General features: G+C 35.1%; 5 protein-coding genes. 4 read left to right on the forward strand and 1 reads right to left on the reverse strand.

Annotated elements, in window-relative coordinates:
• Positions 1-9: 9 nt before the first annotated feature.
• Positions 10-714: a phosphatase PAP2 family protein gene (locus ACRD62_RS15275; RefSeq protein WP_430820977.1), complete on the reverse strand. Its 705-nt coding sequence runs from the start codon at positions 712-714 to the stop codon at positions 10-12.
• Positions 715-918: 204 nt separating this feature from the next.
• On the opposite strand from ACRD62_RS15275, the gene ACRD62_RS15280 reads away from it, so the two are divergent.
• From ACRD62_RS15280 to ACRD62_RS15295, 4 genes are all read left to right on the forward strand, one after another.
• Positions 919-3,411, forward strand: coding sequence for a DUF5686 and carboxypeptidase-like regulatory domain-containing protein (locus ACRD62_RS15280; protein WP_430820978.1), 2,493 nt, complete (start codon positions 919-921; stop codon positions 3,409-3,411).
• A gap of 506 nt (positions 3,412-3,917) precedes the next feature.
• Complete coding sequence (locus ACRD62_RS15285; protein ID WP_430820979.1) at positions 3,918-4,577, forward strand: PQLLE family protein; 660 nt, start codon at positions 3,918-3,920, stop codon at positions 4,575-4,577.
• Between the two features lie 266 nt (positions 4,578-4,843).
• Positions 4,844-14,551: a T9SS type B sorting domain-containing protein gene (locus ACRD62_RS15290; RefSeq protein ID WP_430820980.1), complete on the forward strand. Its 9,708-nt coding sequence runs from the start codon at positions 4,844-4,846 to the stop codon at positions 14,549-14,551.
• A gap of 14 nt (positions 14,552-14,565) precedes the next feature.
• Complete coding sequence (locus tag ACRD62_RS15295; protein ID WP_430820981.1) at positions 14,566-15,495, forward strand: PorP/SprF family type IX secretion system membrane protein; 930 nt, start codon at positions 14,566-14,568, stop codon at positions 15,493-15,495.
• Positions 15,496-15,498: the final 3 nt, after the last annotated feature.

The raw sequence follows: 15,498 nt of genomic DNA on the forward strand, positions 1-15,498 counted from the left end.
GATTAATTGCTAAGCAACAAGTCTCATCATAACTTTGGCAGCCAAAAATAAAGTTCCGGTTGTAATTATGATTGCGAAAAAAACTAAACGTTCATCTTTTCCAAAACTTTCCGCTAAACCGGATTTTAATAACCTTTTATTGTGATGTGAAATAACAATAAATCGAGTTATTATACGTAAATAAACCTCATATACAAATAGGGCTAAAATAATCCCTAATAAAAATCCTCCTATAATATCACCAGGGAAATGAACACCCATATATATTCGTGAATATGCATTTATGCTGGCCCATGTAAAAATGAAAAAAGTATATGTTTTATTGCGGAATAAAAGAGAACTAAACATAGCCAATCCAAATGAGTTGGCTGAATGAGATGAAACAAATCCATATAATCCACCTCGTTTGCCGGCAATCAAATGAACCAGGTATTTAAGATCTTCATCGTGTGATGGTCTAAGACGTTGAAATCCTTCTTTGAAAATATTTGTTGAAATTTGATCGCATAAAATAATCAATAGTACAAAAGATAAGAGGGTGATAATACCTTTAAATCCATGGTTTTTAAATATTACATACCCAATAGTCAGGTATAACGGTACCCACACTTCTTTGCTAGTAAACATCCAGAAGAAATTATCCCAATATGCTGAAAAATGACTATTGAGAAACAATAATATGTCTTTGTCAAGCTCAAGAAGTGATTGTATCATTTTAATTAGCTGTTTAATATTTTAGCCGAAAATAGCTTTTTATTGTTAGACTATTGCAAAAATTAAGTTCATACTTAAAATTTACCGTTTTGACTTCATATCTGTCTCAATCAACCAATAGTTTCTGTAATATTGCATGCAGTTTTAATGGTTTGGACCTTAAAAAAACAAGTTAAGGTGATATTGTTAACCTAAAATACCCGAATGTTAAAAATTTATCGGATAGTCAGTCTTTTATGTCTGATTGTGTTATTCAGTTTGAACGGGTTCGGACAAGTTTCTGTTGATGGATTTGTGCTTGATTCAAAATCAGATGCTACTATACCTATGGTGAATGTATATTTTAAAGGAACCAACATTGGTACAATTTCTGATTCAACAGGATATTTTAAACTGGAACTTCTTTCATACAATGATACTATTGTTTTTTCTTCCGTAGGCTATCATAAAAAAGAAATTAAAGTCAGTAAAATTAAATCTCCTTTTGAGGTATATCTTAATCCCGACGAAATTAATTTAAATGAAATATCAGTTAAGCCTGATGATAGTTGGGTTCGTTTTCTTTTGGAAAGAATGAATGATGCCAAAACTGAAAATAATCCGGATAAGCATTTGAGCTATTCGTATGAAAAATATACCAAATGGGAATATCATATTGCTAATGTTGATAGTGCTTTGATGTATTCAGGGCCGTTTAAAAATTATAAATCTTATTTCAAAACGGCTTTTGATGGTTCAAAATACCTTCCTGTTTATCTTTCTGAACAGGTTGTACAGAATCAGTTTCAGAATAAACCGTTAAAGCAAAAATCAGTTATTGTAGCTGATAATACACAAGGGCTTGGTGTTTTGGGTGATTATGAAATAGGTGGGTATACAGCGGGATTGAATAATCAATACAATTTTTACAATAATTACATTAAGGTATTTGAAGAGAGCTTTGTTAGTCCGGCTGCATCAAATGGTTGGTTCTATTATAAGTATTACCTGGTGGACAGTGTTCAGCATGAGGGCTATAAGCATTATCAGATTTTATTCACTCCCCGTAGAAAACATGATAAAGTTTTTCGTGGCCATATGATCATTGATGATAAAGACTTCTCAATTGTGAGTGTTGATGCAGTATTGTCGTCAAAAACCAACATGAATTTTCTGAAGGAGATGAAGATTGATGTGACCTACGAAAAAATAACCGAACATCAATCCTTTTACAAAGAACAAACAGTTTATGCGTCCTTTGATTATCTCCCATTTGAAATTCCTGGACAGAATCGAAGAATGGAGCTTGAGTTTAATGAATACTCATCCTTTAAAGATGTTAAGATTAATCCGAAGGAAGAGGTAGTGTTAAGTGCCAGAAATCTCAGTTACGAATCTGTAAAACTATCGGGTTCTTATACACGTGATACAACTTATTGGAGCAAAGCAAGGCATATTCCTCTAAGTAATGCTGAAAAGGAAATTGCATTATCCATCGATTCTATTAATCAGATTCCACTAATTAAGATTCTGGATAATACAACCCGTATGATGATGACCGGTTATTATGATCTTGGTAAATTCGAACTGGGTCCATATATGAATTTTTTGCAGTTTAATAAAGTTGAAGGAGTTAGGTTTTTTGCAGGAGCACGTACCAGTAAAGAAATTAGTAAAAACTGGATGCTTTGGGGTGGATTAGGTTATGGTTTGCAAACAGAAAAGATCTCAGGATTGCTTGGTGGAGGATATAAATTTGAACATCCTAAAAGAAGGGTGATTGAAATGTATTATGACGATAGATATATCCGGATGGGAGAAAATAGGAAGATCTTGTATTTATACGAAAATATGCTCACTCCATCTGAAAATAATCTTGTTTCGGCATTTTTTGTGCGTGATCCATTTGATGAATTGTTGAGACAGAAAGAGATTGATTTCAGCTATGAACATGAATGGCGTACTGGTTTTTCATCGCAGTTTAATCTAACCTATAAATCACAGTATTCACCGGAATTTTATCCGTTTGTATACAATGGGATGCAGGTAAAGAATGTAAATGCATATGAGGCTACGATTGATTTTCGTTTTTCATTTAAGGAAAAAGTGATTGACGACGAGTTTATGCGTTTGTATTTGTCAACGGATTATCCGATTCTTCACCTTGCATTAACTACAGGACAAGCAGAATACGCTGGCCAAGTAAGCAGGTATCAAAAAATTCATACTACTATAAAGCATGGCATATATATGGGGCAAACATTATTAAATTATGCTTTTGAAGGAGGTGTTATTTTTGGAAAGGTACCTTATACAATGCTTGAATTACCAAGGGGGAATGAATCTTTTGGATATTATTTGTACGATTTCAATATGCTGAATTATCTTGAATTTGCTCATGATAAATATTTACATGCCTATTTTGAATATCACCTGAATGGTTTTCTGTTTAATCGCATGCCTTTGCTTCGAAGTTTAGGATTGAGAGAGGTTATTTCTGCTAAGACAATGATTGGAAGTTTGAGTGAGAAGCAATTTAGTGCTATAAAAATACCAGAAACGGTTTCAGGTCTTGATCAGCCATATCTGGAAGTTGGTGCTGGTTTGGAAAATATTATGCGTCTTATACGATTGGAAGCACTTTGGCGTGTTACTCCGCAATCTAAATTAAATGTTCCTCAATTCGGTCTTCGAGCTAAAATTTCGTTGAATTTATAACCTACATACTTCAGTCAAAATCGAATTGACAATAGATTAATTTCTTATATGTAATTGATTAAGGCCTGTTCTTTTGCTAGAACAGGCCTTTTTTTTAATATATATTTTTCGGAAATATGATCTAATTAATAAATACTTTAATCTGTTTTTAATATTTTATTTTCTTACTAATTTTTTACTGAATATTAATGAAAATAGATATTTCTAAAATTAGAATGAGCGTATATAATTAGTAAAGTTTTAATATATGTTATAATTGAATTTTTCTATTTATAAATATTTTAATCTAAAAATATATTTAACCTTTCTTTAGTTTAATATATTAATCTTAAATAAAAATTTAGTATCTTAACTATAAATGTAATATCACATAAAGATAATAGATTAAAATATAAAAAAATAAATTGTCTAATATTTTGAATATTAAAAATAAATTATAAATATTTGTTTCAAACTTAACTGTAGACTATTAATTTTAATAAATAGATTAAATATTATTAAAATATATGCATTATACTAAGCAAACGATAACATCATTTATTCATCAGGCAGGAATACTAGTGCATAACAGTAAAAATGTTGATGATATTAAGAATGCTGTAATGCAGTATGGTTATGATGAAAGGCGGTTGGACGATGGGGAAAAAGTTTTTTCAATGCTCAAGGAGATTTCATTTAAGCAGCATTTAGCAAAATCAGTAAAAATTGAAAAGTTTAGACAAAAGCAGAATTTGCAATCTAAAATTCATAGAGATTATATGAAGTATTTGAAGATTGCGCGTATTGTTTTTGCTGAGGATTTTAAGGCTCGTAATGTTTTGATTCTTGATGGAACCAGGGAGCGTACTTATAAAGAGTGGTATTTCCAGGTAAGTGTATTTTGTTCAATTATGCTTAAAAATGATGATGATTATTTAGGCCGTATGGCAAAATATGGAATTGAAGCATCGAAAATAGAGGAGTTACGTCAACAGTTGGTTGATTTAAATGATTTGAACGATGAGTGTTTGAAAAGCGCTGCAGAATTAAGGCAGTTAACAGCTCAGAGAAAGAAAATGGTAGTTAAGATGCAGAATTATGTGAGCGATTTTATTAAAATTGCACGTATTGCATTGGAGCACTCCCCCAAAGCTTTGCAGAGTTTAGGAGTTAATGTTAAAAACTAATATTAAAAAATAATGTGTGAGAAGCAGAATTAGTGAAACAACTTGATTGGTGCTTCGTAGAAACGTTAATACTGTTGAACAGAACATTTATTGCGACTTTTAAATGGTTTTCGGATTATCATTGCTGAAAATCATTTCTAAAATAGAAAACAGAAGTCGGAAATGAACTTTAAGACAGTAATTTTAACTAACATAAAAAGATGTTAGTATTAAATAATTAACGGCAGGTTGGGTTGTGAAGTTGGGGATTAGATAAACAAATGTTTATGAAAAATTATTTACGCTTTCGTTTAGGATTGGTCTTATTTCTGGGTTTGCTTATACAAAATAGTTTTGTGTTGGCTCAAACCGATTTGTCAGCTGGAGAAATTAGGGAAATTAACCAATACTTTGCAAATAAGTATAGTGAACTTGGTATTCCGATCCTGAAAGGTAATGACGGAACCATTCCTAGTTTGGATAATTCATATTGTTCAGATGGTGGATATGTTGATTTGGTACCACCTAGTTGGGCGCCTCAGGCTGCATCAATTGAATGGACAATTACAACATTTGTTGGTTCTCCGGAAGAACATCCTACATGGGGTGAATACATAGGGACAGGTCAGAGCACTGTTTTTAGATTTTATTTAGATAGGGTTGAAACTCTTTATTATGGTCAAAGGATATACTTTGATTATATCCAACGCAATAGCGTTGGATTGCCTGTTGGTACTGTTAATAATGATTATACATTTGTCTATCAGACTCCATCGGTGTTTAATTTTGGCGCTGATCAACAAATCTGTTCAGGTGAATCAGCAACCTTAACTCTTAGTGGTTCTGAATCCGGAATGGAATATTTCCTTATTAATAGTGGTGGAGGCCAGGTTGGTTTCCCAATTTCTGGTACGGGTAGTTCTATTAGTTTTACTGTTTCTACGGCTGATACATATACGGTTGAAGCCTATAATATAAGTGACAACAATTGTGCAAGTACTATGAACGGTTCGGCAACAGTTGTTGTAAATCCTTTACCTTCAGCATCAGCAGCTAATACCGGACCGGTATGTTTAGGTGCTGATTTTACCTTGTTAGGTGATCCTGATTTAATGTCCGATTACGAATGGACATATGGAGTTGGTAATGTTGTTGGATCTATTCAAGATGTAACATTAAGCTCAAATGATTATGGTGTAGGAACTCATACTTTCACATTAACAATTGTAGATTCAAATACTTGTGAGAATACAACTCAAACAACCGTTACCGTTAATTCAATACCAACAGTTACATTATCATATAATGCTCCTGTTTGTGTTGATGGCAATCTTACAATAACAGCTTCACCTGCTGGTGGAAGTGGTGTGTATGGTAGTTATATATGGACTAAGGATGGTGTTGTTATTCCAGGAGAAACCAACTCCACGTTGGTTATAAATCCTGCATCGTTAAGTGATGCTGGTCAATACGGAGCTGTGGTAACGGATGGAGCAGGATGTTCAAGTTCTGAAGGTTTGGTTGATGTGTCTATTCAGGAATTACCGACTCCAACCATAAATGGAAGTAGTATTTCCGGAACAACTGAGTTGTGTCAGGGAGAAACATTGATTCTTACTGGGGGAGGTGGAGCAAGTGGCGCTGTTTATGAATGGACTCTTCCTGATATGAGTACTGTTCTGGGTAATGTTTTAACCATTAATAATATTAGTGCAACTATTCCTGCTGGTGAAACTTATACGTTAAAAATAATTGAAGGTACTTGTGAAGAAACATTGGATTGGACTGTAATTGCAAATCCAACTCCTGTTGTTACTTTAAGTAGTGATCAAACAAGTGATGAATTTTGTCCGGGAACAAATGTGACTTTTACTGCCGGTGGTGCAGATGAATATATTTTCTATAAAAATGGGACAGCTGTTGGTAACATTGTTCAAGGTCGTAGTGCTACCAATACCTATTCAGATAATACATTGGTTGATGGTGATATTATTTATGTAGAAGGTTTCGATACTAATTATGCAACAGATTGTAGTGCCATAGAAAGTATTACAGTAACCGTATTTGATCCTCCAATAGTTTCGCCATCTTATGATCCTACCTGTGATGGTAGTGATTTGCAATTATATGCAAACAGAACCAATGGTACATCTTCATATTCTTTTGCCTGGTCTCACGAATCAAATGGTTTTACAAGTATAGATGAGAATCCATTAATTTTTTCTGTGGATAAGGCTACTTATGATGGTGTTTATACTGTTGTTGTTACAGATGGAAATTCTTGTACAGCCTCAGGCACAGTAAACGTGGTAATTAGCACTTTGCCTGTTCCAACAATCAATGGTGATATTGCGATAACAACTTCTGAACTTTGTGAAGGTGATGCATTAAGTCTTACCGGAGGTGGTGGCGTAACCTATTCATGGCTATTGCCAGATGCAAGTGTTAGTGCAGGTTCCGTATTAACAATACCAACAACTGTAAAATTAACGCATGAAGGTGTTTATACATTAACTGTTGATGATGGTACTTGTACCAATACATTAGATCATAATGTTGTAATTAATGAAAATCCAATTGTAACATTATCTTCAGATCAACCGGGAGATGCCTTCTGTGTTGGTACGAATGTTACATTCACAGCAGCTGGTGCCAATGAATATATATTCTATAAAAATGCAATTGGTGCGGGTAATATTGTTCAGGCTAGGAGTACAGTTAATACTTATTCAGATAATACACTGGTAAATGGTGATGTTATAATTGTTGAAGGTTTTGATACTAATTTTGCAACAGATTGTAGTGCAACAGCAAATGTAACAGTAACGGTTCATGAAGTAATTGCATCAATAAGTATATCTTCGCCGGGCTCTGTGATTTGTGCAGGTACCCCTGTTACTTTTAATGCCAGTGCAGTTAAGACACCAAATGATCCAGGAGCGGTATTTAATTATGATTTTCATAGAGTGCGGGGAGCATCAGATGTTTCCATGCAAAATGGTTCTTCAAGTACTTATACAGATAATGCATTACAGAATGGAGATGAAATATATGTAGTCATTACAGAAACAAATTCAGGTTGTAGTGATTCTTCTAATTCTGTATCGATGACGGTTAATGCAAACCCCGTTGTTAACCTAACAGTGGATGCAAATCCTGTTTGTGATGGAACTACTGTTACTTTTACAGCTACCGTAGCAAATGCATCTGCAACAGTTGTTGCAGCTAATTACGAGTTTTTTGTAAATAATGTAAGTCAACAAAGTGGAGCTAGTAATTTGTTTTCTACCAATTCGCTTGCTGACGGGGATGAAGTTTTTGTGTCGGTTACAACAACGGCTTCATGTCAGGCTAGTTCAGCTCCTGAATTAGTCATGACTATTAATCCTCTTCCAACACCTGCATTATCAGGTAATTTTACACCTTGTGTAAATAGTACTGAAACATATACAACAGATGCCGGATTTTCAAATTATGTTTGGATTGTTAGTGGTGGTTCTGTTACAGGTGGAGGAAATGGTAACGATTATGTGGATGTTCTATGGACTAATACAGGGGCTCAAAGTGTTACTGTGAGTTATGAAACAGCTGAAAGTTGTTCGCCAGCTACACCGACTGTTCAATCCATAACTGTTAATTCTCTTCCTACTATTACGGTTACAGGTGATACAGATGTTTGTATAAATGGAACTGGAACGTATACTACTCAAACAGGAATGTCAAATTATGTTTGGAATATAGTAGGTGGTACCATTCAGTCGAATGATAATAATGGAACAATAACTGTTTTATGGAATACGTTGGGTAATGGTTCAGTAAGTGTTAATTATGATAATGCAAATGGATGCTCTGCTGCTGCACCAGCATCACTTGCAACTGTTGTTCATGATTTACCTACACCTTCTATTATAGGAAGTAATGATGTTTGTTTAAATTCTATTGAACAATATTCAACGCAAGGAGGCTACGTTAATTACGATTGGAATGTAGTTGGGGGAACAATAATTCCAACAGCAAATCCTCATATCATAGATATCCAATGGACTTCTGTTGGTTTACAGAGTGTTAGTGTTAATTATGAGACTATCAATGGAAACTGTTCAGCAGTTAGTCCATATGTACTCGATGTTCAGGTAAATGATTTACCGGTGCCTGTTATTTCTGGTCCTGCTGATGTTTGTCAGAACTCGAGTGGAAATATTTATTCAACAGATTTGGGTATGACCGGCTATGTATGGTCAATATCCGGAGGAAGTATTGATTCTGGTAATGGAACTGAATCTGTATCGGTTACCTGGAATACATCTGGTGCTAATTCTATTTCAGTTACATATATAGATGGTAACGGTTGTGAACCTGTGAGTCCGACGGCTTACCCTGTAAATGTAAACGCTTTACCTGTACCAACTATTTCTGGTTCAGCTACTGTTTGTAATGGAGTAAGTGAATCTTATTCTACTGAGTCTGGAATGAGTAATTATGTATGGACAGTTGGATCAGGTGGAACAATTGCCAGTGGACAAAATACTGAAAGTATTGTGGTTGACTGGAGTGTAAACGGAACTCATACTATTTCTGTGACTTATACAGATACAAATGCCTGTGATCCGCTAGCTGCAACATCTACAACTATCAACGTTGTTGATTTGCCAACTCCGACAATAGCAGGAGATGATGTGGTTTGTGAAGATCATACAGTTATTTACACAACAGAGGGTGGAGCTTCTAATTACGATTGGCAAATAGTAGGGGGTACTATTCTTACTACCAATCCTGAAAATTCAAATTTGGTAGAAGTAATTTGGACTACTGGTGTTGGAAGACAAATAAGTGTAAATTATGAACTGGCCTCTTGTCCGGCTGCAACTCCATTTGTGTTGCCGGTAACTGTAAATGCTATACCAACCGTTTCATTAAATGGTCCAACAGAAGCATGTTTAAACACAACAGGTCATGTATATTCCACAGAATCAGGACAAAATAATTATCAATGGAATGTGTCAGGTGGTACTATTACTGCTGGTTTTGGCACTGATCAAATAACTGTTACATGGGATGTGGTTGGACAAGGTTCTGTTGAAGTTAATTATGATAACACAAGTGGATGTAATGCAGTTGCTCCAACCCAGGTTGATGTAACAGTTCACCCATTACCAGTTCCAACTATTTCAGGAAGTAATACTGTATGTAATAAATATTCAGAAGTTTATTCAACAGAATTAAGTATGACCAATTATACCTGGATAGTAACAGGTGGTACAATTATTTCTGGTGATGGTACGAATGAAATTACTGTTGAATGGAATACTGTTGGAACACAATCCATCTCAGTTAGTTACACAGATCCAAATTTATGTGATGTTGCTTCTCCAACAATTCTGGATGTAACAGTTCAAGATACACCGGTACCAACTATAACTGGTTCAGCCGATGCATGTAATAATAACACAGAGGTATATTCTACAGAAAGTGGAAATCTAAACTATGTATGGACTGTTACCGGAGGATCAATAATATCCGGTTCAGGAACAGATGCAATTACTGTTAATTGGGAGAATGATGGTTTACAGCAAATTACAGTTAACTACGAATTTGCTAATGGTTGTTCAGCCCCATCATCAACAGTTCTTGATGTTACTGTAAATCCATTATCTGGTGTGTCGTTGGTTGCATCACCTGGTTTAAGTGTTCTTGCAGGTACTCAAATAACATTTACTGCAAGCGGTACAGATGTTGTTAATTATGTTTATAAAGTAAATGGTCTTGAGGATACATCACATGATGGTTCAGATACATATTTGTGGACTCCGACCGATGTAAACGATGACCAAACTATTATAAGAGTAGTTGCTGAAACCAGCACTGGATGTAAAGATAGCACTGAGTTGATAGTGAGTGTTTTTGAAGGACTTATATCATATGATCTTATAGCGACAGCCTCTGAATATTGTGGTGATGGTAGTGAGGTAGCAACAGGTATAAGTATCTATTTGTCAGGTGCTCAAATAGGAATAACCTATGACTTAATGCAAGTTTCTGATAACTCTGTTGTTTCGAGTATCACTTACGATGGAACTAATACCATTATATGGAATGACATTATCGGAACTGAAACATATAAAGTGGAAGCATACAATGCAAGTGTGCCTGCTGATCGTCTGGAAATGAATAACCAGGTGACAATAACCAGAAACGATTTACCGACAGTATTCAATTTAAGTCCTGCTATTGTAGAAACAACTTGTACCAGTGGTTCGGATATTATCCTGGATGGATCTGAAGTAGGAGTAGAGTACTATTTATTAATTAATGGTGCAGTGCTTTCATCTTTAAGTGGAGATGGTAATCAATTGAACTTTGGACCCCAAACGGTTGTGGGAATCTATACAATTCAGGCTGTAAATACGATAACAGGTTGTATTTCAATCATGAATAATCAATATCAAATAGATGTGACTTATTCAGGAAACAACTATGAAGTTTATACAGATGCCAATACTGATCCGAGAGATGGTACATATTGCGAAGATGGATCAGGTGTTAATATCTATTTGTCAGGTGCTGATGATGGTATTGTTTATCGACTATATCTGGATGGTGTTGAAGTGAAAACAGCTGTTGGTGTAGCCGGATCTATTGTTGATTTTGGTCCACAAACTGCAGAAGGAACTTACACAGTTGCGGTTGAAGAAGGGGGGTGTTATTTCCCAATGGATGAATATGTAATTGTTACAATTCAACCTATGCCAACAGCTTTTAATCTTATCGCTCTGAATAATATACCTAGCTACTGTCCTGAAGATACGGGTGTTAAATTATTACTTGACAATCAGGAAGCTGGTGTAAGATATACCTTATTTAAGGATGGTGTTTATGCTGAAGATATTTTATCTTCAACAAGTGGTTTGCCATTAGAGTTTACTGGCGATTATACAGTAGGTACATACTCTGTAACAGCCAATGTTGAAGGTTTGACTTGTGGTGCTTCAATGGCTAATACTTTGGATATTACATTAAATGTTCTTCCGGTTGTTCTTGACTTACAAGGAGAAGATTCTTTCTGTGAAGGAGGAGGAACAGCAGAATTATATATTAATAATCCTGAAACAGATGTTGATTATGAATTAATGCTTGATAGTAATCCAACAGGTGATTTCGGAACTATTTCAGGAGCTCAGATTATATGGACTGTGAGTAGTGAAGGTTTGTATACAGTTAGAGCAGTTAAGCAAGATCCAACAACTTCTTGTTCACCAACAGTGATGAATGGATCTGTAACAGTTACAATGACAAACTTACCGGAAGATCGTACACTTACAGTCGTTGATGGTACCGACTGTACAAATGGAACTATTATAACAGTTCCGAACAGTGAAGCTGGAATTACATATGTTGTTATTAATATGGCAACAGATATGCTGGTTCCTGGATACGAAATAATTGGAGATGGTGGAAATATATCATTTGATCCAATTTTTGATGCAGACGGTTACTATAGAGTAGAGGCATACAATGGATCTTGTATGACTGTCATTGATGATACATTTAATTCACCTGTCCATGTGGCCATTGCTGGTGTTGTGGGTAAACGAGTTGTTGACTACATTCCATCAGGTCCGATATGTGTTGGTTCAGGTGGCATAACAATCAGAGTTAATTCACCAGAAGCTGATGTTGATTATGTTCTTTATCGAATTGATGGTAGTGGAAATGATGTTCTAGTAGATGTAATCAATCAGCCAAATGTGTCTGATCCAATTGAATTTAGCCAACTGTTTGCTGAAGGAACCTATAAAGTAATTGGTTTTGATGACTATCAAAATGATCCTTTGGGCTGTAGTAATGAAATGCTTAATCGTGTAACAATTTCTTACAATCCATTACCAAAAGCCTTCAGATTATATGGAGCCGAGAAATATTGTAGTGCAGATCCTGCAGTATTAACATTGGATGGTTCTGAATTTAATTACGAATACATTTTATTACGTAATGATGGTACAGGTAATGTTCCGGTTGAAACAAAATATGGTACAGGTGCTGAATTAGAGTTTGTTCCAGTAACTGTTGATGGATCATATACTGTTTATAGTATTTCACCTGATGGTTGTACGTCAAGTATGAGAGATACAGTAAGTATTTCAGCAGGTGATGATATAATTGAACAGTTAGTTTCAGGAGGTAACGTATACGAATACTGCTCATCAGAAGGCGGTGTTACGATTACTTTAGCCGATCAACAAACTGATGTACTTTATCAGGCAGTGAATGCTGATGGTGAAGTAGCTGCCGAAGTAATCGGATTAACTGCAGGTTCTCCAGTCGATCTAGGGCCTTTAACAACAGGTAAATATGCTATCTGGGGTAGTTATGGAGAATTAGGTTGTAGAACATTGATGAATAATACTGATTCTGTTGAAGTAATTGGTATTGAAGAGCCTGAGAAGAAAATAGTAACATCAGATGCCTATAGCGTTTGTGGTTCAGTTGGAACAACAATACGACTTGCTGATAGTCAGATTGGAATAGAATATTATATTGATAATGGTACTATTCAAAGTGACACGTTAATAGGTGATGGTAACGAGCTAACCTGGTTGGTTACTGAATCAGGATTAGGACAGATTACCTATCAGATAATTGCAATAGCGAATACAACGTGTAATGCGGTAATGGGTACTATAGATATCACATATAAAGACGGACCATCTGATTATACAATGTTTGCCATATCTAATGGAATAGAATCTTCTGATACTGTTCGATATTGTGCAGATGGTATTGGTGTTGAGTTGGGAGTAAATGCAACAGAAAGTGGTATTGCTTATATTCTATATCGCGATTTTACGGAAGATATCGGTTATATAAGTGGTGACGGAAGTAACAGGATTTTCTCAGGTTATTTCATGGGCGCTGAGGCTGATACAGTTGAATATTCGGTACGTGCTGTTAATATTGATACAGGATGTGAGGTGTGGTGGTCTGATACAATTCAGGTTATTGAGGATGCTTTACCAACAATATTTGACCTTGAATTACGCATGAGTAACGGTACAAATTATTTTGACTGTGCAGATATGTGTCAGGGACAGGTAAGTGTTGATACATTAATATTAAATGGATCTGAATTGGGTACGAGCTATGAATTATTAATTAATGATACTTCATTTATTCCTGCGGTGGATAGTATAGGTACAGCAAATGTAATTAAATACGGACCAAGAGATTTACCTGGATATTATACAGTACAGGCTGTGTCGGAACATGGTTGTGTATCAATGATGAACGGTATGATTCAACTTTATCAGGAACCTCTTATTGCAATCAATGATACCTTAATGCTTAAAAATGGATTACTTACCGACAGTATTGATGTTTGGGCTAATGATATTAAAGATGAAGTTTTATTGGATAAGTTAGGTACAAATATTGCCTTTGAATTAATGTATTTATCAGCAGATGGTAATTACACCCAGGATATGGCTGTAACAACTGACTATGGTAATAAGATAACCATTAATAATAGAGGTAAGCTTGAATTTAAGAAATCACCAACGTTTTATGGACGTGATACCGTTAGATACATTGTGAGAAATACTGATTATGCCGAGAGAATCGATACAGCATATGTTTATTTCTTTGTAGGTAACATAGATGTTGATGATGATAATAGTATTCTGATACCAAATGCATTCTCACCTAATAATGATGGTTTTAATGATGTATTTGAGATTGATGGAGAATTTAAGGCTGAAGTAGCAGAGTCTAAATTAGAGGTATTCAATCGTTGGGGTACTGTGGTTTACAGATCAAAAGGTAAGCAATATGATAATACTTGGGATGGCAAATCAAATGCCGGAGCAATGGTTTCGCTGGGTAATAACTTGCCGGATGGTACTTATTTCTATGTGTTTACAATCAAAATAAATAATGCTGAAGCGGGCTCAACAAAGGTTGAAACCAGAGAATATAATGGTTCAATTGAAATACGACGCTAGATTAAATGATGACCATGATGAAATACATATTTCCCATATTATTGATTTTGTGCTTTGCTGTTGGAGCAAATGGACAGGATCAGGCTCAATATAACCACTATATTGGTAATCAAGGTATATTGAACCCTGCTTATAACGGTACGCGTGATATCATAAGTGGTTTAATTGTCCATCGAAACCAATGGTTAGGAATGAAGAATGCTCCAATGAATGAAGCAATAAATATTCATGGACCCATTGAAGATACCAATTTGGGAGTTGGTGCTATCATTACTAACGATAGGATAGGTTTTACCAATACTTTCGAGTTTATGGGAGCTGCATCTTATAAAATTCAGTTGGATCGTCGTGATAAGTTTTTATCATTTGGATTACAAATGGGTGTAACATCTAATGTTTATGATGGTACAAAGGCCATTACAATAGATCCTAATGATCCGGTTTATCAGGGCAAGGAAACTAATTTTGGATTTAATGCAGGGGTAGGTGCTTATTTCTTTGCTAAAGATTATTTTGCAGGATTTTCAATACCTCGTCTTTTTAATCCTCAATTTGATCAGGATAAGTTACATTTTAAAAACACCTTTAATTATAAAAATATGCATGCCTACTGGTATGGAGGTTATATTTTTGATTGGGGTGAAGTAAAGGTAAAACCAACTGCCTTAATCAGAACGGTGATTGGTGCCCCACTTACTTTTGATGTGTCAGCCAATGTTCTGTTTGCAGAACAGGTTTGGGTAGGTTTATCCTATAGAAGTATTTCTGAAGTTGTATTCTTAACTGAATATATAATCAATCGACAATTTACAGTACGATATTCATTCGATTATTCCATATCACCATTAAATACATATGGAAAATACGGTACGCATGAAATAGGTATCCAGTTTGATTTCTCTTTCAATAAGCGTCCTGGAATGCGTTCAATCAGGTATTTCTAAATA

It is taken from the genome of Carboxylicivirga caseinilyticus (genome assembly GCF_050589785.1).
In the GTDB taxonomy this organism is placed as follows: Bacteria; Bacteroidota; Bacteroidia; order Bacteroidales; family Marinilabiliaceae; genus Carboxylicivirga; species Carboxylicivirga caseinilyticus.